This window comes from Pseudomonas sp. RG1 (assembly GCF_025910115.1).
Classification (GTDB): domain Bacteria; phylum Pseudomonadota; class Gammaproteobacteria; order Pseudomonadales; family Pseudomonadaceae; genus Aquipseudomonas; species Aquipseudomonas atacamensis.
In genome coordinates, this window is the sequence record NZ_JAPCIK010000020.1 from 1 (window position 1) to 19,153 (window position 19,153).

General features: G+C 58.5%; 20 protein-coding genes and 3 tRNA genes. 8 read left to right on the forward strand and 15 right to left on the reverse strand.

Features of this window, described 5'->3' with window-relative positions:
• Positions 1-25: 25 nt before the first annotated feature.
• The 6 genes from OK411_RS13275 to OK411_RS13300 form a co-directional block, all read right to left on the reverse strand.
• Positions 26-1,600 (reverse strand): ABC transporter ATP-binding protein, encoded by a 1,575-nt coding sequence (locus tag OK411_RS13275; protein ID WP_016770581.1) that lies wholly within the window; start codon positions 1,598-1,600, stop codon positions 26-28.
• Between the two features lie 9 nt (positions 1,601-1,609).
• On the reverse strand, positions 1,610-2,632 hold the full coding sequence (locus tag OK411_RS13280) for an ABC transporter permease (protein ID WP_024012756.1): 1,023 nt from the start codon (positions 2,630-2,632) through the stop codon (positions 1,610-1,612).
• Positions 2,632-3,693, reverse strand: coding sequence for a microcin C ABC transporter permease YejB (locus OK411_RS13285; RefSeq protein WP_125926815.1), 1,062 nt, complete (start codon positions 3,691-3,693; stop codon positions 2,632-2,634). Before OK411_RS13285 ends, OK411_RS13280 begins: the two co-directional genes overlap by 1 nt.
• Entirely contained in the window at positions 3,693-5,561 is a 1,869-nt protein-coding gene (locus OK411_RS13290; protein WP_217878033.1) for an extracellular solute-binding protein, read from the reverse strand. The genes OK411_RS13285 and OK411_RS13290 overlap by 1 nt, the downstream gene beginning before the upstream one ends.
• Before the next feature lie 131 nt (positions 5,562-5,692).
• On the reverse strand, positions 5,693-5,974 hold the full coding sequence (locus OK411_RS13295) for a peptidylprolyl isomerase (RefSeq protein ID WP_016774509.1): 282 nt from the start codon (positions 5,972-5,974) through the stop codon (positions 5,693-5,695).
• Between the two features lie 95 nt (positions 5,975-6,069).
• Entirely contained in the window at positions 6,070-6,939 is an 870-nt protein-coding gene (locus OK411_RS13300) for an esterase/lipase family protein (RefSeq protein WP_264365077.1), read from the reverse strand.
• Between the two features lie 334 nt (positions 6,940-7,273).
• On the opposite strand from OK411_RS13300, the gene OK411_RS13305 reads away from it, so the two are divergent.
• Positions 7,274-8,386: a hypothetical protein gene (locus OK411_RS13305; RefSeq protein ID WP_264365078.1), complete on the forward strand. Its 1,113-nt coding sequence runs from the start codon at positions 7,274-7,276 to the stop codon at positions 8,384-8,386.
• A 17-nt stretch (positions 8,387-8,403) separates the two neighbouring features.
• Here the strand turns inward: OK411_RS13305 and OK411_RS13310 are convergent, their stop codons facing one another.
• Positions 8,404-9,477 (reverse strand): 3-deoxy-7-phosphoheptulonate synthase, encoded by a 1,074-nt coding sequence (locus tag OK411_RS13310; protein WP_136493490.1) that lies wholly within the window; start codon positions 9,475-9,477, stop codon positions 8,404-8,406.
• A 603-nt stretch (positions 9,478-10,080) separates the two neighbouring features.
• Here OK411_RS13310 and OK411_RS13315 point away from each other — a divergent pair.
• The 6 genes from OK411_RS13315 to OK411_RS13340 all read left to right on the forward strand — a co-directional run bounded on the left by OK411_RS13315 (position 10,081) and on the right by OK411_RS13340 (position 13,968).
• Complete coding sequence (locus OK411_RS13315; RefSeq protein ID WP_016774511.1) at positions 10,081-10,524, forward strand: GNAT family N-acetyltransferase; 444 nt, start codon at positions 10,081-10,083, stop codon at positions 10,522-10,524.
• Between the two features lie 127 nt (positions 10,525-10,651).
• A complete protein-coding gene (gene uvrY, locus OK411_RS13320; RefSeq protein ID WP_024012761.1) occupies positions 10,652-11,293 on the forward strand; it encodes a UvrY/SirA/GacA family response regulator transcription factor in 642 nt (213 codons plus the stop codon).
• 2 nt (positions 11,294-11,295) lie between these two features.
• Positions 11,296-13,119, forward strand: a complete 1,824-nt coding sequence (uvrC, locus tag OK411_RS13325) for an excinuclease ABC subunit UvrC (protein ID WP_024012762.1) — start codon at positions 11,296-11,298, stop codon at positions 13,117-13,119.
• Positions 13,120-13,151: 32 nt separating this feature from the next.
• The gene (gene pgsA, locus OK411_RS13330) at positions 13,152-13,712 is read left to right on the forward strand and encodes a CDP-diacylglycerol--glycerol-3-phosphate 3-phosphatidyltransferase (protein ID WP_016774513.1); all 561 of its coding nucleotides are present in this window, start codon (positions 13,152-13,154) and stop codon (positions 13,710-13,712) included.
• A gap of 60 nt (positions 13,713-13,772) precedes the next feature.
• A tRNA-Gly gene (locus OK411_RS13335) sits at positions 13,773-13,848 on the forward strand.
• A gap of 46 nt (positions 13,849-13,894) precedes the next feature.
• Positions 13,895-13,968, forward strand: a tRNA-Cys gene (locus OK411_RS13340).
• Between the two features lie 81 nt (positions 13,969-14,049).
• Here OK411_RS13340 and OK411_RS13345 read toward each other — a convergent pair.
• A complete protein-coding gene (locus OK411_RS13345) occupies positions 14,050-14,583 on the reverse strand; it encodes a GAF domain-containing protein (protein ID WP_163012213.1) in 534 nt (177 codons plus the stop codon).
• Positions 14,584-15,079: 496 nt separating this feature from the next.
• Between OK411_RS13345 and OK411_RS13350 the strand changes: the two genes are divergently transcribed.
• Positions 15,080-15,166, forward strand: a tRNA-Leu gene (locus tag OK411_RS13350).
• A gap of 82 nt (positions 15,167-15,248) precedes the next feature.
• Here OK411_RS13350 and xerC read toward each other — a convergent pair.
• The 7 genes from xerC to OK411_RS13385 all read right to left on the reverse strand — a co-directional run bounded on the left by xerC (position 15,249) and on the right by OK411_RS13385 (position 18,975).
• Positions 15,249-16,280: a tyrosine recombinase XerC gene (gene xerC / locus OK411_RS13355; RefSeq protein ID WP_264365079.1), complete on the reverse strand. Its 1,032-nt coding sequence runs from the start codon at positions 16,278-16,280 to the stop codon at positions 15,249-15,251.
• Between the two features lies 1 nt (position 16,281).
• A complete protein-coding gene (locus tag OK411_RS13360; RefSeq protein ID WP_264365080.1) occupies positions 16,282-16,488 on the reverse strand; it encodes a DUF4224 domain-containing protein in 207 nt (68 codons plus the stop codon).
• Between the two features lie 43 nt (positions 16,489-16,531).
• Positions 16,532-17,026, reverse strand: coding sequence for a hypothetical protein (locus tag OK411_RS13365; RefSeq protein WP_264365081.1), 495 nt, complete (start codon positions 17,024-17,026; stop codon positions 16,532-16,534).
• A gap of 49 nt (positions 17,027-17,075) precedes the next feature.
• Positions 17,076-17,393: a hypothetical protein gene (locus tag OK411_RS13370; protein ID WP_264365082.1), complete on the reverse strand. Its 318-nt coding sequence runs from the start codon at positions 17,391-17,393 to the stop codon at positions 17,076-17,078.
• The gene (locus OK411_RS13375; protein WP_252886532.1) at positions 17,390-17,872 is read right to left on the reverse strand and encodes a class I SAM-dependent methyltransferase; all 483 of its coding nucleotides are present in this window, start codon (positions 17,870-17,872) and stop codon (positions 17,390-17,392) included. The genes OK411_RS13370 and OK411_RS13375 overlap by 4 nt, the downstream gene beginning before the upstream one ends.
• Positions 17,873-17,921: 49 nt before the next feature.
• Entirely contained in the window at positions 17,922-18,164 is a 243-nt protein-coding gene (locus OK411_RS13380; protein ID WP_264365083.1) for a hypothetical protein, read from the reverse strand.
• 70 nt (positions 18,165-18,234) lie between these two features.
• A complete protein-coding gene (locus tag OK411_RS13385) occupies positions 18,235-18,975 on the reverse strand; it encodes a hypothetical protein (protein WP_264365084.1) in 741 nt (246 codons plus the stop codon).
• Positions 18,976-19,153: the final 178 nt, after the last annotated feature.

The window sequence follows — 19,153 nt, forward strand, 5'->3', positions numbered from 1 at the left end:
CGCGCCGCGGATTTACAGAAAAAACCTACCCCGGATGCGCCGCCGCCAGCAGCTCTTTGGTGTAGGGATGCTGCGGGTTGTCAAACACGTCGTGACTGGCACCACGCTCGACCACCTGGCCGTCCTTGATCACGATCATGTCGTGTGCCAACGCGCGCACCACCGCCAAATCATGGCTGATGAACAGGTAGGTCAAACCGTATTTTTCCTGCAAATCACGGAGCAGGGCGACCACTTGTTTCTGTACGGTGCGGTCGAGGGCCGAGGTCGGTTCATCGAGCAGGATCAGCGCCGGTTTCAGCACCAAGGCCCGGGCGATGGCGATGCGCTGGCGTTGGCCGCCGGAAAATTCATGCGGGTAGCGATGGCGGCTTTCCGGGTCGAGGCCGACTTCCTTGAGCACGCGAATCACTTGCTTATCACATTCGTTTGCGGTCGACTCGCAATGCACTTCGAGACCTTCGCTGATGATCTGTGCAACAGACATGCGCGGGCTGAGGCTGCCAAACGGGTCCTGAAACACCACCTGCATCTGCCGCCGCCACGGGCGCAGCTGCTTTTGATTGAGGCCATCCAGCGCTTCGCCCTGAAAGCGAATGCTGCCCTCGGAATCCAGCAAACGCAGGATCGCCTGACCCAGCGTCGACTTGCCCGAACCAGACTCGCCAACAATGCCCAATGTCTTGCCGCGCTGAATATTCAGACTGATGCCATCGACCGCGCGCAGATACTGCTTGCGCCTGAACAACCCGCCGCCGACCTGGAAATCGACGCGCAGGTCCGCGACCTCCAGCACATTTTCACGTTCGTCACGGGGCAGGGCTTCACCTTCCGGCTCTGCGTTCAACAGCACGCAGCTGTAAGGGTGTTTGGGTTCGGTAAACAGGGTTTCGCAGGGTGCCTGCTCGACGATCTCGCCAGCCTTCATCACGCACACCCGCTGCGCGATGCTGCGCACCAGATTGAGATCGTGACTGATCAGCAGCAGCGACATGCCGAGCCGCTGTTGCAAGGACTTGAGCAGCAAGAGAATCTTGCGCTGCACGGTGACATCCAGCGCCGTGGTCGGCTCATCAGCGATCAACAACTCCGGTTCGCAGGCCAGGGCCATGGCGATCATCACCCGTTGCCGTTGCCCGCCAGAGAGCTGATGCGGATAGGCTTTCAACCGTTCCTTGGGCTTTTGAATGCCGACCAGTCCGAGCAATTCGAGAATGCGCTGCTGCGCTTGTTTGCCGCCGAGGCCGCGGTGCAGCAACAGGGTTTCGCCAATCTGCTTTTCGATGGTGTGCAACGGATTGAGCGAAGTCATCGGCTCCTGAAAGATCATGGCGATGCGATTGCCGCGCAGTTCTCGCAAGACCTTCGGATCAGCACCGAGCAATTCTTGCCCGCGATAGCGGATGCTGCCACGGGTTTGCGCTTCACTCTCGGGCAGCAGTTGCAGGATCGAATGCGCGGTCACCGATTTCCCCGAGCCCGATTCGCCGACCAGCGCCAGGCACTCACCGGGGCGGATATCCAGGCACAGGTCACGCACCACGGTCTGGCCATGGAAGGCGACATTGAGGTTGCGGATTTCAATCAGGTTTTCAGTCATGGTCACGCTTCAGGATCGAGGGTCAAAAGCGTCGCGCAACGCTTCGCCGATGAATACCAATAACGAAAGGATCAACGCCAGGGTGAAGAACGCTGTCAAACCCAGCCACGGCGCTTGCAGGTTCTGCTTGCCCTGACCGATCAGTTCACCCAGCGAGGCACTGCCGGCCGGCATGCCGAAGCCGAGAAAATCCAGCGCGGTCAGCGTTGAAATGGCACCGGTCAGAATGAACGGCAGGTAGCTGAGCGTCGCGTTCATTGCGTTGGGCAGAATGTGCCGGAAGATCACCTTGCGGTCAGTCAGGCCCAGGGCGCGTGCGGCTTTGACGTATTCCAGATTGCGCCCGCGCAGGAACTCGGCGCGCACCACGTCCACCAGCGCCAACCAGGAAAACAGCGCCATGATCCCCAGCAGCCACCAGAAATTCGGCTCGACGAACCCGGAAAGGATGATCAGTAGATACAACACTGGCAGCCCCGACCAGACTTCCAGCACGCGCTGTCCGAGCAGGTCGACCCAGCCACCGTAATACCCCTGCAATGCGCCGGCGGCGATGCCGATCAGCGCGCTGACGAAAGTCAGCATCAGGGCAAACAGAATCGATACCCGAGCACCAAAGATGACCCGCGCCAGCACATCGCGCGCCTGATCGTCGGTGCCCAGCCAATTGACCGAAGTCGGCGGACTCGGCGCCGGTTTGTTCAGGTCATAGTTGGGCGTGTCGTCGCTGAACGGAATCGGCGGGAACAGCAACCAGCCACCGTCCTTGCGTATCAGATTCTGCACGTACTCGCTGCGGTAATCGGCCTGGAACGGCAGTTGCCCGCCGAATTCCTGTTCGGTATGGCGCTTGAACACCGGGAAGTACCATTGGCCCTGATAACTGACCATCAACGGTTTGTCGTTGGCGATCAATTCGCCACCCAGCGTCAGCAGGAACAGGCCGATGAACAGCCACAGCGACCACCAGCCACGACGGTTTTTCTTGAAGCGTTCGAAACGGCGACGACCCAAAGGCGAGAGCTTGAACATCAGGCATTCCTCGCGGCAAAGTCGATACGCGGGTCGACCAGGGTGTAGCAGAGGTCGCCGATCAGTTTTATCAGCAGGCCGAACAGGGTGAAGATGAACAGCGAACCGAACACCACTGGATAGTCCCGCGATACCGCTGCTTCGTAACTCATGCGCCCAAGGCCATCGAGGGAGAAGATCACTTCGATCAGCAGTGAGCCGGCGAAAAACACACTGATGAACGCCTGAGGTATCCCCGAGACCACCAACAGCATGGCGTTGCGAAACACGTGTCCGTACAGCACGCGGCGTTCGCTCAAGCCTTTGGCGCGAGCCGTTACTACATACTGTCGGGTGATTTCATTGAGGAACGAGTTTTTTGTAAGGATCGTCAAGGTCGCGAATCCACCGATCACCAGCGCGGTGACCGGCAGCACCAGATGCCATAAGTAATCGGCGATCTTGCCCAGGGTCGATAGCGATTCGAAGTTGTCCGAAACCAGTCCGCGCACCGGAAACCAGTTCAACGAAGTACCGCCGGCGAATACCACGATCAGGAACATCGCGAACAGAAACGCCGGCATGGCGTAACCGATGATGATCGCCGTGCTGCTCCAGATGTCGAAATGGCTGCCGTGGTGCACAGCCTTGCGGATGCCCAGCGGGATCGACACCAGATAGGTGATCAGTGTCGCCCACAATCCGAGCGAAATGGTCACCGGCATCTTTTCCAGAATCAGGTCGGTGACTGTTGCACCACGGAAGAAGCTCTTGCCGAAGTCCAATTGCGCGTAATTCTTCAGCATCAGCCACAGGCGCTCGTGGGCCGGTTTGTCGAAGCCGTACTGTTTTTCAATGTCCTTGATCAATTGCGGATCGAGGCCACGGCTGGCGCGCGAAGCGTTGCTCGATGTCTCGCCGGCTCCGCCGCCGACACTGGCGCCGCCAATGCCTTGCAGATGGGCGATGGCTTGTTCCACTGGTCCGCCGGGCGCGGCTTGGATGATGACGAAATTGACCAGCAGGATGATCACGAGCGTCGGAATGATCAGCAGCAGGCGCCGCAGTATGTAACCCCACATCAGTGCGGCCCTCCGGGTCTGCCGCGACTGATTTTCTCGGCGGTCATCTGCTGATTGGTCAGTGGCGTGCGGCTGATTTCCCACCAGCTCTCGATGGCTTCGTCATTGCTCGCCTGCACCGTGGGAATGCCGAAGCGGTTCCACCACACGGTCGAGGTGCCCGGCGGGTAATAGTTGGGAATCCAGTAGTAATTCCATTGCAGCACCCGGTCCAGCGCATGGGCGTAATGCAGCATGTCCGACTGAGTAGAGGCGCGGATCAGGCCGTTGATCAAGGTGTCGACCGCCGGGTTTTTCAACACCATGTAATTGTTCGCGCCGGGATCGTTGGCCGCTGCCGAGCCGAAATAGTTGAGCAACTCACCGCCCGGAGACGTGGTAACGGGATAGCCGGTGACGATCATGTCATAGTCGCGACTCATCAGGCGATTGACGTATTGCGAGGCGTCGATGCGACGGATATTCAGCTCGATGCCGATCTGCTTCAGCGTGCGCTTGTATGGCAACAGCAGGCGGTCCATGCCGTTCTGGCTGACCAGAAAAGTGAAGCTCAGCGGCTCGCCGGCGCCGTTGACCAGTTGATCGCCATCCGGTTTCCAGCCGGCCTGCTCAAGCAGTTGCAGGGCTTGCAACTGCTTGTCACGGATGATGCCGCTGCCGTCGGTCTTCGGCGCCTCGAAGACTTTGCTGAACACTTCCTCAGGCACCTGACCGCGCAGCGGTTCGAGAATCTTCAGCTCTTGAGCGTCGGGCAACTGCCGGGCAGCGAGATCGGTATTGGAAAAGTAGCTCTGCTGGCGGATATAGACGTTGCGCATCATCTGCCGGTTGCTCCATTCGAAGTCCCAGAGCATCGCCAGTGCCTGGCGTACCCGGCGGTCCTGGAACATCGGCTTTTGCAGATTGAACACGAAACCCTGGGCCGATTGCGGCGCTTCAGTGGCGAGGTGGGCCTTCTGTAAACGGCCATCGCTGAGGGCGGGACTGTCGTAGCCGATCGAATAGCCGGTCGCGGAAAACTCGCGGTTGTAGTCATAGGCACCGCCACGCAGCACCTGACGGGCGACGTCGGTGTCGCCGAAGTACTCGATACTGAAATGGTCGAAGTTGTACAGGCCGCGACTGACCGGCAGGTCCTTGCCCCACCAGTCGCCATTGCGTTCGAAAGTGATGCTGCGCCCGGAGTCGACCTTGCCGACCCGGTACGGCCCGCTGCCCAGCGGCGGCTCATAACCACCGCCGCCGGCGAAATCGCGACTCTTCCACCAGTGTTCGGGGAACACCGGCAGGGTCGCGATATCCAGGGGCAGGGTGCGGTTTTCGTTGCTTTTGAAGTCGAAGCGCACGGTCAGCGGCGCCTCGATCTCGACGCCTTTGACGTCGGCAAACTGGGTGCGATAACGCAGGCTGCCCTGGGTCATTAGCAAGTTGTAGGTGTAGCGAACGTCTTCGGCGGTAATCGGTTTGCCATCGGCAAAGCGCGCCTTCGGGTTGATGAAAAAGCGCAGCGACAGACCGTCTTCCGAGCGTTCCATTTTTTCCGCCACCAGACCGTACACCGTGTAGGGCTCATCCAGCGAGCGCTGGGCAAGTGGCGAATACAGCAGGCCGTCGATCTGCGTCACGCCGATGCCTTTGTCTATATAGGGCAGCAGATGATCGAAGTGGCCGATTTCGATTGCCGAGCGCCGCATCGTCCCACCCTTCGGCGCCTGCGGGTTGGTGTAGTCGAAATGGCCGAAGCCGGCGGGGTATTTGGCCGGTTCGCCGTAAACGGTCAGTGCGTGTTGCGGGGCAGCGTTCACGCCAGCGGCGCCAATGAGAAAGGCGAGGGCGGTGAGCATCAGTGTGGGAAAAACCAGTCGCATCGTCAGCCTTGGAACGCAAAATCGATAAGCGCAAGTTGTACGCGAGCCGCGCGCCACTCGCCAGCCGTATATGTAACCGAAACACAACGGCCCACCAAAGGGTGGGCCGTTGTCAGCAACAGGACGACGAATCAGTCCTGACGGCTGGTGACTTCCAGCAGGTGGTAACCGAACTGGGTCTTCACCGGGCCTTGCACGACGTTGATCGGCGCGCTGAACACCACGGTGTCGAATTCCTTGACCATCTGGCCAGGACCGAACGAACCCAGGTCACCGCCCTGACGGCTGGATGGGCAGCTGGAGTTGGCTTTGGCGACTTCAGCAAAATCGGCGCCGGCTTCGATCTGAGCCTTGAGTTCGTTGCACTTGTCTTCGCTGGAAACCAGGATGTGGCGGGCAGTGGCTTTGGCCATGGGGAATTCTCCGAACTGTTTCAATAAAAGGTGGAGCGTACCGGAATCAGTCGGTGAATTCTCGGCAAAGTTCCATTCTGATTCCCTGACTCTACTCAAAGATCCGCCGCACGCAGGCGCTGGGCATGCTCGACGTACAGCTCGATAGGGTCCGCCGAAGACGCGGTTACGCCCGGGCTGCGCCGCAAACTAGCCAGGTGATCCATTGGATAATCAGAGCGGATCACTTGGCCGAGATGGCTACTGAAGCGTCCGACGAAGCCGTCATTCTGCTGGGGTTCGGTGGTGAAATACTGCGACAGGACGCGGCAGGTTGCTTGAACCGGATCCAGCGCCGGCAGCCTGGATTGCGCAACAATCCCGCTCCACGAGTAGTAACGCACACCGTTGACTTGCTCCGGGCCGTGACCGCCCCAGGTGTGTGGCAGGCCTTGTGGGAATTTGTCATTGAATTGACCGACGCCGACGGTGGTCAGTGCGTTGAGTGCGGCCACTGCATTCTGTGGCAGTGCCACGCTGCCACTGAGCAGCGACAACAAATCGGCAAATTGCGTCGCCACGTTTTGTGCAACGACCTCCGGCAGCTTGCCCGGGACCAGTGCCTTGCGCAGGAAGTCGGCGAGCTCCGAGCCATGGTTCGGGCCACTGACGGAGGTGACCGAAGCGACGACGTCTGGTGCAAGCGCCGCCGCATAGCGTGCAGCGAGTGCGCCCTGACTGTGTCCTATAAGGTTGACTTTCTTCGCGCCTGTGCCTCGCAGTACGCAAGCAATCTGTGACAGCAGTTGCTCGCCCCTGATTTCATTGTCGTGGGTGGCCGAAAGGTGTGGAACAAACAAACGACAGCCGGCCGCTTTCAGCGCGGATTTGACGTCATGGAACAGCTCGAAATGACCGATACGCTCGAACCCGAACAGACCGTGGACCAACAGGATTGGATAACGAGTTGTAGCATTCCGTTGCATGTTCTTACCTTTTTCGTAGAAGTTCATCGGGAAATCACCGAGCCACTCTAAAACACCCCTGTCGCTGAGGAAGTACGAAGAGGCTTCGCGTTGTGTTTGAAAATGGACTACGAGGCGTACGAAATTTCGGAGAGCTGTGAAATCCGAATCGGAAGTTCAGTGGGTCGTTTGTCGGCATAACAGCGCGAACGCCCCGGTTGCCTACCTTGCGAGTAGCGCTTGCGCCGTCGTTGCGGTGTATTCGGCTGACATCAAGAACATTCGAAGAAGTCCTCAATGTAGATGTCAGTGTCGCCATTCGGGGCGGCACGTTTTCCAGGGAGTGGAAACGAAAATGAATAGCCATGAAGTCGAGTTTTGCTGGCGGATGCGTCAGCCGATGGTTGCCGAAGTGTCCATCGAAACTCTTGTCGCGCCGATGATTGATGGGCTCAGTGGGAGCGTGTTGGATCCTTCACTGGTCAAAGCCATCGTTCGCATTTCTCCTTATGCCAACATGAGCTGCGGCGATCAGTTGACGCTGTATTGGGAGGGGCTGGATATCGAAGGCTTCGCCTATCAATACGAGAGTGTTCGATTCATCAGCCAGGCTCAGGTCGGCAGGGACGTAATCTTCGTCATCAAGGCCATGCATGTGGCTGCGCTGGATGGAGGCTCGCTGGAGGTTTACTGGACACTGCAAAGTGCGTCCGCGCCAAAGGCAGTGGAATCTGCACGCCTGCAACTGTCTGTGGGCGATATGCGCACGCAATTGTTGGCGCCACAGATCGAAGGCTCGGTAAACGGAGCGCTGGAGCCATCGCGAGTGGCCGAGGGCACCTTGGTGACTCTGCAGCCTTACGCGAGGATGTCGGCGGGTGATCGGGTGATGTTGTCCTGGCACGGCGATACCTCGCCCGAGATCTTTACCGACTCATTGAACGTGGAGGCCTACTCCGTCGCGCAATGCCTGTCGTTCTGGGTGCCGGGGAGCTACATCGAAGCTCACCGAGGTGGTGAAGTGGTCGTCGCCTACCGTGTCGAACAACGCTGTGGAACGGTTCGAGCGTCCGAGCCTGCCACGGTTTTCCTCGGGCCTGCAGTGCGTGCGCAATTGCCTGCGCCGGATGTCGTTGAGGCAGTTGAAAACGTGTTGTCACTGAAGGATTCGGTCGACGGTGTTTCCGTTCTCATCGAAGGGGCGCAGGTGCAAGAGGATGAGTTGGTCTATCTCAAGTGTGACGGTGAGTTCTTCAGTCACCGGGATGATCTTGAAATTACGCGGGAGACGGCTGGTCAAGCCGTGTGTTTCATTGTCCCTCACCGGTTCTGGCGTGAACATCACGGCACAACGGTGCAGATCGCCTACACCGTGGAGCGTCTGGACGATGTCAGTCAGCAATCCCCCGTTAGGCAAATCAGCGTGGAGGCTTTGCCAGTGAATGCCGGCCCTCCGCGCTTTGAATGAGCGGGAGGGCGGTTCGATCAACGTTTGGCTTGCGCGACGCGTCGTGCGGCATCGGTCAGCAATCGCTCAGTTGCATCGAAGCCGAGGCAGCCGTCGGTGATCGATACGCCGTAGCTTAGAGAACTGCTCAGCGGCTGGCAGCCTTCGAACAGGTGAGATTCCAGCATCATGCCGATCAGCGAGTGGTTTCCCCGCAGGCGTTGTTCAAGGACGTCATTGAAGACTGCTGGCTGGCGCAGTGGATCCTTGCCGCTGTTGGCATGGCTGCAATCGACCATGATCCGGCTGGGGATCTTCAGTCGGCTGAGCTCGGCGCTGATGTTGGCCACGCTGGTTGCATCGTAGTTCGGCCCCTGATGGCCACCGCGCAGCACGATGTGGGTGTCAGCGTTGCCGGCTGTCTGCACGATCGCCGGATGCCCTTGGCTGTCGACGCCGAAGTGCCGATGCGGATGGGCTGCCGAGCGCATGGCGTCGACAGCAACGGCGGCGCCGCCGTCGGTGCCGTTCTTGAAGCCCACCGGCATGTTCAGGCCGCTGGCCATTTCGCGGTGGATTTGCGATTCGGTGGTGCGGGCACCAATGGCCACCCAGCTCAGCAGGTCATCAAAGTAGTTGGCGGCCATGGGTTGCAGGAGTTCGGTAGCGACCGGTAGTCCGAGCTGGATCATTTCCAGCATCAGTTCGCGCGACAGCGTCAGACCGGCAGCCATATCGTCAGTGCCGTCCAGATGCGGATCGTAGGCCAGACCTTTCCAGCCGATCGTCGTTCGCGGCTTTTCGACGTAGGCACGCATGACCAGCAGCATTTCACTGCTGACATCTTCGGCCAGTCGAGCGAGTTTGCTGGCGTATTCGATTGCCGACTGCGGATCATGGATGGAGCAGGGGCCAACGATGACCAGCAGGCGCGGGTCTTCACCGTCGAGGATGGCGCGCACCGCCTGGCGATGGGCATTGACCTGCTGATGCAGGGAGTGGCTGAGCGGTAATTGCTGTTTGAGCTGCAACGAGCTGGGCAGGCGCAAGGTCAGCGCTTCGTTGGCAGAATCGAGGGTGGACAGCGGCAAAGCGGAAACTGAAGAGTTCATGTTCGGTCTTCCTGGGCGGATGGCGGGTTTTTCCCGCGCACTCGGCCCTACTGGGGTGTTCGACAAATGGCCGTACTGGCTAGGCGTGTGTGTTTGCCACCGGTAGGTGACCGATCGGAGGCGGCAGGCTGTCCCGAGCGGAGGCTGGTAAATCGCCAGGCGCTGAAGCTGTCGTAACGGTAATAAGTGGCGTAGTTCACGGTGGAATCCTCGAAATGTGGTGTGTCGCTGAAAGTGATGGGCCTGAAAAAACAAAACCCCCGGTCGGGAGGCCGACCGGGGGTTGAGAAATCTCTGGTAGGCGACCCGTTATCATGGGCGCCGTTTGGGTATCAGGCGCGCCAGTGGCTAAACCAATACCCAAAATAAAAGTTGTCTGGAGCGCAGGCGTCGTTCACCCACGCAGCCGCAATCGAGCGCGAGGCGCTGGCGATGCAAGACTGTGAAGGGGCGTTGAACATGGTCTGTCTCCGATGAATACGCCGAGCTTACTCGACGCTGATACGCGTCAGCAATCAGAAAATGCTATTGCGTGCCGAGCGAAACGGCTATCACTGGTAAACGATCTGGTTAAAGTACATTTTTACGATTGGAGAGAGCTGAATGAGTTATCGAATTCGGCATGCCACCCATGATGATCTTGCGTTTGCGCGGGATCTGACCTGTCGCAACATGCTGCGCTATTACATTGACCACGATCTGTTGTGGCAGGACGAGGCATTCGACGCAGGCTGGCAGTATCGTGAGAACTGGATGATCCTCCAGGATGAACTGCTGATCGGCTTTGTCAGTCTGAGCGAGGATGCCCGAGCGCTGTACATACGCGAATTGCAGATTGATCATCCGTGGCAAGGGCAGGGCGCCGGTTCCTGGGCCATTGATCAGGTGATCGAGATGGCTCGGCAGGCAAGGCGACCGGCACTGCGGCTGACAGTGTTTGACAATAACCCGGCGCAAAAACTGTATGCATCTAAAGGACTGCACATCGTGGGCAGGGATGAGTGTTTCCTCAGAATGCAGCTCGATTTGAGTACAGCTGTGCTCTGAAACCCACAGCCGGCAAGCCCTGAATGACGAATTGAAACTTTTTAAATGCGGCTTTCCGCTAGGTCTGTCTGGCACTTTTTGCTAAGGTGTCCGGCATCCCAATAAGACCATATCGCGAGGTGTCTGCTTGATTAGGGTGCTAGTGGTCGACGACCATGATCTCGTTCGTACAGGCATTACACGGATGCTGGCCGATATCGATGGCCTGCAGGTGGTGGGTCAGGCCGAGTCAGGTGAAGAGTCCCTGATCAAAGCCCGTGAATTGAAGCCTGACGTAGTGCTCATGGACGTCAAGATGCCCGGCATCGGCGGCCTCGAGGCCACACGGAAACTGCTGCGCAGCCACCCGGACATCAAGGTGGTTGCCGTTACGGTGTGCGAGGAAGACCCTTTCCCGACGCGTTTGCTGCAGGCCGGCGCCGCCGGTTACCTGACCAAGGGGGCGGGTCTCCCGGAAATGGTTCAGGCCATTCGGCTGGTTTTCGCCGGGCAGCGTTACATCAGTCCCCAGATCGCTCAGCAGTTGGCGATCAAATCATTCCAGCCAACCAATGATTCGCCGTTCGATGCCTTGTCGGAGCGGGAAATCCAGATTGCCTTGATGATTGTCGGCTGCCAGAAGGTCCAGATCATTTCCGACAAGTTGTGCCTGTCGCCGAAAACCGTGAACACCTACCGCTACCGCATTTTCGAGAAGCTTTCGATCAGCAGCGACGTCGAGCTGACACTGCTCGCGGTGCGTCACGGCATGGTGGATGCCAGCGCCTGACCATGACCGAGACATTTGATTCCAGTGCTTTCCTGTCGACCGTCAGCGGTCGCCCGGGCGTCTATCGCATGTTCGACAGCGAGGCGCGCCTGCTGTATGTCGGCAAGGCGAAAAACCTGAAGAAACGTCTGGCGAGCTACTTTCGCAAGACCGGGCTGGCGCCGAAAACGGCTGCACTGGTAGGGCGTATCGCTCAGGTCGAGACGACCATCACCGCCAACGAAACCGAAGCGCTGCTGCTGGAACAGACGCTGATCAAGGAGTGGCGCCCGCCGTACAACATCCTGCTGCGCGACGATAAATCCTATCCGTACGTGTTTCTCTCCGACGGACAGTTTCCGCGCCTGAGCATCCATCGCGGCGCCAAAAAGGCCAAGGGCAAGTATTTCGGCCCCTATCCGAGTGCCGGCGCCATACGTGAAAGCCTGAGCATCCTGCAAAAAACCTTTTTCGTCCGCCAGTGCGAGGACAGCTATTACAAGAATCGCACCCGTCCGTGCCTGCAATACCAGATCAAACGCTGCAAGGCGCCATGCGTGGGCCTGGTCGAGCCTGACGTCTACGCCGAAGACGTGCGCCACTCGGTGATGTTCCTCGAAGGTCGCAGCCACGCGCTGACCAACGAGCTGTCCACCGCGATGGAAGAGGCAGCGATCAATCTCGAATTCGAACGCGCGGCCGAATTGCGCGACCAGATTGCCTTGCTGCGCCGGGTGCAGGACCAGCAGAGCATGGAAGGCGGAACCGGCGATATCGACGTTATTGCCGCATTCGTCAACCCAGGCGGCGCCTGTGTCCACCTGATCAGCGTGCGCGGCGGGCGCGTGCTCGGCAGCAAGAATTTCTTCCCGCAGGTCGGCATTGAGGAAGACGTTTCCGAGGTCATGGCAGCATTCCTCGGTCAGTACTACATCAGTAGCCCCGAACGCGATCTGCCGAGCGAACTGATCGTCAACGTGGTTCACGAAGACTTCCCGGCGTTGATCGAAGGGATTCACACCTTGCGCGGCCGTGAGTTGGCCATCAGTCATCGGGTGCGCGGTACCCGTGCGCGCTGGCAGCAACTGGCCGTGACCAACGCTGAGCAAGCGTTGGGCGCGCGTCTGGCCAACCGTCAGCACACCGCCGCGCGATTCGATGCGCTGGCCGAAGTGCTGAATCTGGATGAACCGCCGCAACGCCTGGAATGCTATGACATCAGTCATTCTAGCGGCGAAGCCACTGTGGCCTCTTGCGTGGTGTTCGGGCCGGAAGGCGCGATCAAGTCGGATTACCGCCGCTACAACATCGAAGGCGTCACCGCCGGCGACGACTACGCGGCCATGCACCAGGCGTTGACTCGCCGCTTCAGCAAACTCAAGGACGGCGAGGGCAAGTTGCCGGACATCCTGCTGGTCGACGGTGGCAAAGGCCAATTGTCGATGGCCCGTGATGTGCTCAACGAACTGGCTGTGCCGGATCTGATCCTGTTAGGCGTTGCCAAGGGCGCCACGCGCAAGGCCGGTTTCGAAACGTTGTATCTGAATGATGCAGCCCACGAGTTCACCTTGCGCGGCGATTCACCCGCCTTGCACCTGATTCAGCAGATCCGCGATGAGGCGCACCGCTTCGCAATTACGGGGCACCGCGCTCGTCGCGGCAAGACCCGCCGAACCTCAACGCTGGAAGGCGTGGCAGGGGTAGGGCCGACCCGCCGCCGTGACCTGTTGAAACATTTTGGTGGATTGCAGGAGCTGTCTCGTGCAAGCATCGAAGAGATCGCCAAAGCCCCGGGGATCAGTAAAAAGCTCGCTGAGTCGATTTATGCGAACCTGCATAGTGAGTAGAATGCCCCTTCACCTCGTAGCCAGTTGTGCCGATGAATATCCCTAATCTGATTACCGTTCTACGCGTCCTGCTCATCCCGATCTTTATTTTGCTGTTCTATCTGCCCTACGAGTGGAGTTACATGGCCTCCGCTTCGGTGTTCGCCTTCGCGGCCGCAACCGACTGGCTCGATGGTTACCTGGCGCGCCGACTGGAGCAGAGCACACCGTTCGGGGCGTTTCTCGATCCGGTCGCCGACAAGCTGATGGTCGCTGTTGCCCTGGTCTTGCTGGTGCAGGAACACGGCAATCTTTGGCTGACGCTGCCAGCGGCGGTCATCATCGGTCGTGAGATCGTGATTTCGGCACTGCGCGAATGGATGGCCGAACTCGGCGCACGAGCGCAGGTAGCCGTTTCCAATCTGGGCAAATGGAAAACCGCTGCGCAGATGCTCGCGCTGGTGATTCTGCTGGCTCATCCAAAGGCATTCAGCTTCTGGGTCGTGCTCGGTTATACGCTGCTGATCGTATCGGCAGGGCTGACCCTGTGGTCGATGGTTCAATACCTTCGCGCTGCCTGGCCGCACCTGAAGACCGATGTCGAAAAGAAATAAAAGTTTTTTGAATCAAGGGGTTGACGGGGCATCTTAATTCTATAGAATGCGCCACACCAAGCGGGAATAGCTCAGTTGGTAGAGCACGACCTTGCCAAGGTCGGGGTCGCGAGTTCGAGTCTCGTTTCCCGCTCCAATTTGTACAGTGTTTGTTGTTGTGCTACTGACAGCGAATACTTTGAGGCCGAGTAGCAAAATGGTTATGCAGTGGATTGCAAATCCACCTACGCCGGTTCGATTCCGACCTCGGCCTCCACTATCAAAAACCCCGTAGATCAATGATCTACGGGGTTTTTTGTTGTCTGCAAAAAACTGGTATTCACATGTTTGCGGAGGGTCAATCAGTCAAGCACGATCCGGTCTGGATGTGGCTGGCACCTTCCACCGTGAGATTCGAGAAAAAGATGCAGCCAATGAGCCGCGCGAACAGCGTCAATGTCTCTGCAAGATCGGGGTTGTCAAACAGAACAGCCCTTGAGTCCAGAGCACATAAGGCACCCCAGAGTCTCCCGTCCGGCAGGAAAACAGGCGCGCCTGCGTAGCTTTCAATCGAATATTGCTTCACCACAGGACGTGACGAAAGTCGTCCATCCTGGCTGATTTGTGGAAGGAAGAGGGCTTGCGGATTTCGTCGAAACTCACTGCAAAGGGTGGTTTCCAGATCCAGCGTATCGCCGACATTTATTCCCAGTTCAATCGGATCGTACGCCGAACAAACGATCCACTCTGTTTCAGTGAATTTTGCGATGCCGGCAAAGCGTGTACCGGTCAGACGGGTGACAAGTTGCAGGATATTGGTGGTCGCTTCGATCTCGGCGATCGCCGAGCGCTCCTCTTGGCTTAAAGACGCTTTTAGAACGGTGTCACTCATTTGCATGGAATCAAATCTCCTGATTGCTTATACATCCCTGAGCACTGCTCTGGTGACGTTCTGTGAGGCGTGATCGTGGTTGAAGGGGGGGGGGCGTGCTGATTACCCTTTGATTATTGATTTCGGCGCCATCCTTTAGCGTAGACATTCCGTCCAGTCCTGGGTTGCCTGCTCATAATCTCAATCGATGAAACATCTGTCACCCGTGCAGCTAAGGTGATGGTGAGCGTCTGAATCTTTTGAGTTTATCGTCTCAATTTCCAGTCGGGTTGCTGCGATTTGCCAGTAACCTCGGCGTCTACTTCAAGCAAACTCCGTAGCTCCCTGATTTCTGAGGCTTTTTGATTTTCCTCGGTCAGCGATATTTAGTTCTCAAATCGCGCACTCCAAACTTGCTTCACCGGGACGTGATGTATATATTCCCCGCTCGGCTTTTCAAGCGGCCATCCTGTCAGGATCGCAACCGCAAGGCTGAGCAAAGCAACACCGCGCTACCGCCCGAATGGCGAAACTGGTAGACGCATGGGACTTAAAATCCCCCGCTCGTAAGGGCGTGCCGGTTCGATTCCGGCTTCGGGCACCATCTTAAATCAAGGGTTTGCGGGCGAAAGCTGATGCAAGCCCTTGTTTGTTTCTGGTCCGCAATTTTGAACTTGGTCCGCAATTCATTTGGTAGGCATGACCTTTTTGCCTTTTCGATTGCGGATGTACTGCTCGGTCATAACCACCGTTGTATGCCCAAGTTGATCTCTGGCTTGCAAGATATCGCCACTGGATTCGGCCTTGTCGGTACCCGCCTTGGCGCGCAAGTCACGCATCTGAAATTCAGCTTTCGGCACGCCGGCCGCCTCCCTGGCCAAGTCAAACCTCCTTCGCAACATCGCCACCGTCATCGGTGTGCCGTCCTCTGTAACGATCAGCCGCGTCGAGCGGACCTTGTGTTCTGATTTCCGGGACATGATTCGATCAATCAAAACTTTCAGTTCCCCCGTTATCTCGATCCGACGCTTCGCCTTTGTCTTGCCCTGCAGCACCCAAATCTGCCCGTCGCGCACGTCGCGCTCGTCCATCAGCCGGGTATCGGTCACCCGTTGCCCGGTCAGATAGGCGAGGTCCATTGCGTCTTGCAGGCCCACATCTGCCTTGTCGTGCACGCGTTTGAACAGCGCATCCTCGACATACGTGTCCCGCCCCGTTTCCTTGTTTCCCTTGATGCCGGCGCATGGGTTGGCTAGGGAGGTGTAGCCTTTATCCCTGGCGTAATTCCAGATGGCGCTGAGCAGTGCCTTCTCGCGGTTCGCGCGCACCGGTGCGGCCTTGCGCCATGTCAGGTACTGGCGTACGTGCAACGGCTCGATCGTTTCCAGCGGCGCTGGCGGGTCGTCGAAGAAAGCGATCAGATTCTTCAGCTCGCGCTTGTTGTCAGCCTGGGTCGCCGTGCCTTTGGTAGGGACGACGTCGACCATGTATTTTTCGGCGACGTAGCGGAACGTGATGACCTTGGCGACCAGATCGGCTGCGGTGCGATCACGCTCAAGCTTCGCGTACTCCATGATCGCCAAGCCGTAGTCGCTGCCCAGTGGAATTTCCTTTCGGTCTTTGCCGCCCGTGTCGTAGTAGTAGAACACCCGGCCGCTGGCTTTCTTGCGCTCCCGCAGCCTGGCGATCGAGCCGGGTTTACTTGGTCGTCTTCCCATGTCAGCTGGCCTTACGTGATTTCCATACGGGCTTTTCAGATTCAAATGCGCCGATGGCGGTGACCGCCATCGCGGTGACGCTCGGCCAGCCGTTCACTTTAATCGTATGGCGGACGCCGTTCTTTTTCAGGTTGAGGATCTGTCCTGCCTTGGTCCGCGCGCCGGTGAGCTCGCAAACCTCCTCGTGAGATAAAAACTGGATGGTCATGTGATGCTCCATGCCGCGCGTGGCGGCAGAAGGTGGTGATGGGTTATGCGCCGGCCTTGGCCAGAACTGCGTCGGCAATCTTCATTGCTGCCTGGGCATCGTTCACATAGGCAGGGTCGAAGCCGCCGCACAGGTGGATGGTTGCTTGGCAGGCGCGCAGGTTCTCGCGGGTGAGTTTCAGCGCGGCGACCAGATCTTCGTGTAGCTCGCGCTCTTCCCGACCGATTTCCCAGAATCGCGTTGCCCAATGATCGGATGGCGGCGGGTTCGTGTTCTGCGCACCCAGGGCCAGCGCTCCGACAACGGCGTCCAGCAGGTCGCGCTTGTAGGCGTTATCGCCGTCGATGCTCAGCCCTCGCCGGCGCAGCGTGCTGACCAACTCGTCCCGATCCAGACCTTGGTCCTCGATGACGATGTCGCTCTCTGGTTCGCCCAGGGTGTAAATCACCAAGGCCAGCTTGGCGCCTGGCAGGCAATGCTCGCTGAGTTTGACCACTGCGTCGTTGGCGGCTTCGTGGAATCGTTGAACTGCTGACATGCGAATTCCTCGCCCGCCGTACACCGGCAGGCTGTTGAGTGGTTTGGGGTTATTGCTGGATCAGCTCGGCGGGGACTTTCACCGCGGCGCCGCGCTTGGCGAAGATCACCGCGCGGAACACTGCGACTGTTCGGGTTTCACCGGGCTGCCGGTTGCACGGATCATTTGTCAGGTCAGCCAGCCACGGGTCGCTGTGGCCGGCTTCGCACCAGACGCCGTACTTCGTGATCAGTTGCTCGGCGTCGGGCAGGGCGAATAGATCCAGCTGTCCGGCTTCGGGCTGCTGATCACCCTCGATCGCGTTGATTGCCCAGTCCAGCGCCGGGCCGGTCAGTTCCTCGGTGCGTACGCTGACCATGCGGTTCATGGTGCCGGCCGCTTCATGAACGTGATCCAGTGCGTTTTTTCGCGTTTGCCTGACTTGTGGCCAAACAGCGGCTTTTCATCGGTAAGCGCAAGCAGCTCGCTGACCGTCACCTGGGTCTCGTTCCACTTGAATATCAGAACGCCTTCGGGTTCCAGCACCCGGAAACACTCGGCGAAACCCTGTCGAATGTCCTCGCGCCAGTCGGCGGTCAGCATGCCGTACTTGGCCCGCATCCAGCTGTCGACTCCGGCGCGGGTCAGGTGCGGCGGGTCGAATACCACCAGGCGGAAGGTTGAGGCCTCGAAGGGCAATTTCCGGAAATCCATTAGCACATCCGGCTCAACTTTCAACACCCGACCATCGCAAAGCAGGTGCTGCTCGTCACGGATGTCGCCGAAAAGTGCGCGCTGGTCCTGCTTGTCGAACCACATCATTCGGCTGGCGCTGCACGGGTCGAGGACCTTCGCTGCTGCACTCATCACCGAGGCCCCTTGTAGCAGTACACGTAGGCGAACCAGGCGAGGGCGATCATGGCACCACCTTCGCAGTTTCTGGGAACGACGCCTCGGCTTCAGTGCGGAATTTGATATCGGCACCGTCGCCGTGGCGACCTTCGGACCAAGTAATGCGCTTGCCGCAGTAGCAGCCAGTTGTTTGCGTGAGGTTAAAGTTCTGCCGAAACTCCATCGTGAGCCCCGTCATTCCGTGCTTGCGCGCCAGAGCCACAACAGCCCGGGCAAAATCCACATCGTGGTCAGTTACAGCAGTCATCCGATCACCGCCTTTATGGTCAGTACCAATGGAAGCCAGAAGAAGAGGGTGCAGCCGAGTAAGCACTTGGTCACCATGGGGCAGCCTTCCTTACGTCCTCGACGGTGACGATGTGGGGGATGACGTCCTTGATGGTGAAGAATTCCGGCTGACAGTGCTTCCTCGCCCAGGCCATGAGCGGCCGCATTGCCCGCTCCAAGTCGGCCTTCGCGGCGGCGTCGAGCGTTGGGTAATTGTCGACCCACTCGCCGGCGTCGCTTTCGTAGGCGCGTTCGCTCATGTGTTCGAGTAAATCGTCTTGGCCTGGCAGAAACGAAGCAGGATCGTCCTTGCACTCAGTGCCGCGATAGACCGTATCGCCTTCGTATAGGCCGGGCCTGAAGCTGGCCGGGTGCCCGTCGCCGCAACTGTCATGGCCGTAGTTGTCTTTGAGCAACTCGGCCAGGCTGTCGTAATCCCACGAACCGTTTTCGCCGGTGAGCGACCACTTCTCGCCAGTTGCCGGAGCTTCATAGTCTGGAATCGAGTTCGCCGCAGCGATCGGTAGGGCCGCCCTGAACTGTTCGAGATATTCGGCTGGCTTTGATCCCCAGCGATTAAGCAGGCACTCGTCATCAACCGGCGCGCCTTCGTCTTCTGGCTCTCCTGACGGTTCGCCCGGCACCATGAAGAACTCACGCTCGACAGCCTGGAGAAGGTCTGAGAAGTGTTTGGTGTTTTCGATGTTGACCAACAGCGTCGACAGTTCGTGGTTGGAGCTGAGGCCGAACAGGTTGTAGATCCGGGCCAGCTCTGGCTTATGCTTGGGCATGACTTCGTCCTTGCCGCTATAGCGGCTGACATTGAAGGGGTAGGGAGTTTCAAAAGCAGCGCTATCAGAGCGCAGAATTGGTGATATTGTTTTGCTATTCACCAGAGGAGATCACAGGATGCTCACGGCCGTCAGGATGGCAGATGGGGGGAGCGTTACAGGCATTGGATTTGACGGA

Coding starts and splice junctions, on each gene's coding strand:
- OK411_RS13385 (WP_264365084.1), bottom strand. CDS start 18,975: ATGCCCAAGCATAAGCCAGAGCTGGCCCGGATCTACAACCTGTTCGGC.
- OK411_RS13275 (WP_016770581.1), bottom strand. CDS start 1,600: ATGACTGAAAACCTGATTGAAATCCGCAACCTCAATGTCGCCTTCCAT.
- OK411_RS13380 (WP_264365083.1), bottom strand. CDS start 18,164: ATGACTGCTGTAACTGACCACGATGTGGATTTTGCCCGGGCTGTTGTG.
- OK411_RS13375 (WP_252886532.1), bottom strand. CDS start 17,872: ATGAGTGCAGCAGCGAAGGTCCTCGACCCGTGCAGCGCCAGCCGAATG.
- OK411_RS13280 (WP_024012756.1), bottom strand. CDS start 2,632: ATGTTCAAGCTCTCGCCTTTGGGTCGTCGCCGTTTCGAACGCTTCAAG.
- OK411_RS13285 (WP_125926815.1), bottom strand. CDS start 3,693: ATGTGGGGTTACATACTGCGGCGCCTGCTGCTGATCATTCCGACGCTC.
- pgsA (WP_016774513.1), top strand. CDS start 13,152: ATGAATATCCCTAATCTGATTACCGTTCTACGCGTCCTGCTCATCCCG.
- OK411_RS13370 (WP_264365082.1), bottom strand. CDS start 17,393: ATGAACCGCATGGTCAGCGTACGCACCGAGGAACTGACCGGCCCGGCG.
- OK411_RS13310 (WP_136493490.1), bottom strand. CDS start 9,477: ATGAACTCTTCAGTTTCCGCTTTGCCGCTGTCCACCCTCGATTCTGCC.
- OK411_RS13360 (WP_264365080.1), bottom strand. CDS start 16,488: ATGACCATCCAGTTTTTATCTCACGAGGAGGTTTGCGAGCTCACCGGC.
- OK411_RS13295 (WP_016774509.1), bottom strand. CDS start 5,974: ATGGCCAAAGCCACTGCCCGCCACATCCTGGTTTCCAGCGAAGACAAG.
- OK411_RS13300 (WP_264365077.1), bottom strand. CDS start 6,939: ATGCAACGGAATGCTACAACTCGTTATCCAATCCTGTTGGTCCACGGT.
- OK411_RS13290 (WP_217878033.1), bottom strand. CDS start 5,561: ATGCGACTGGTTTTTCCCACACTGATGCTCACCGCCCTCGCCTTTCTC.
- OK411_RS13345 (WP_163012213.1), bottom strand. CDS start 14,583: ATGAGTGACACCGTTCTAAAAGCGTCTTTAAGCCAAGAGGAGCGCTCG.
- OK411_RS13315 (WP_016774511.1), top strand. CDS start 10,081: ATGAGTTATCGAATTCGGCATGCCACCCATGATGATCTTGCGTTTGCG.
- OK411_RS13305 (WP_264365078.1), top strand. CDS start 7,274: ATGAATAGCCATGAAGTCGAGTTTTGCTGGCGGATGCGTCAGCCGATG.
- uvrC (WP_024012762.1), top strand. CDS start 11,296: ATGACCGAGACATTTGATTCCAGTGCTTTCCTGTCGACCGTCAGCGGT.
- OK411_RS13365 (WP_264365081.1), bottom strand. CDS start 17,026: ATGTCAGCAGTTCAACGATTCCACGAAGCCGCCAACGACGCAGTGGTC.
- xerC (WP_264365079.1), bottom strand. CDS start 16,280: ATGGGAAGACGACCAAGTAAACCCGGCTCGATCGCCAGGCTGCGGGAG.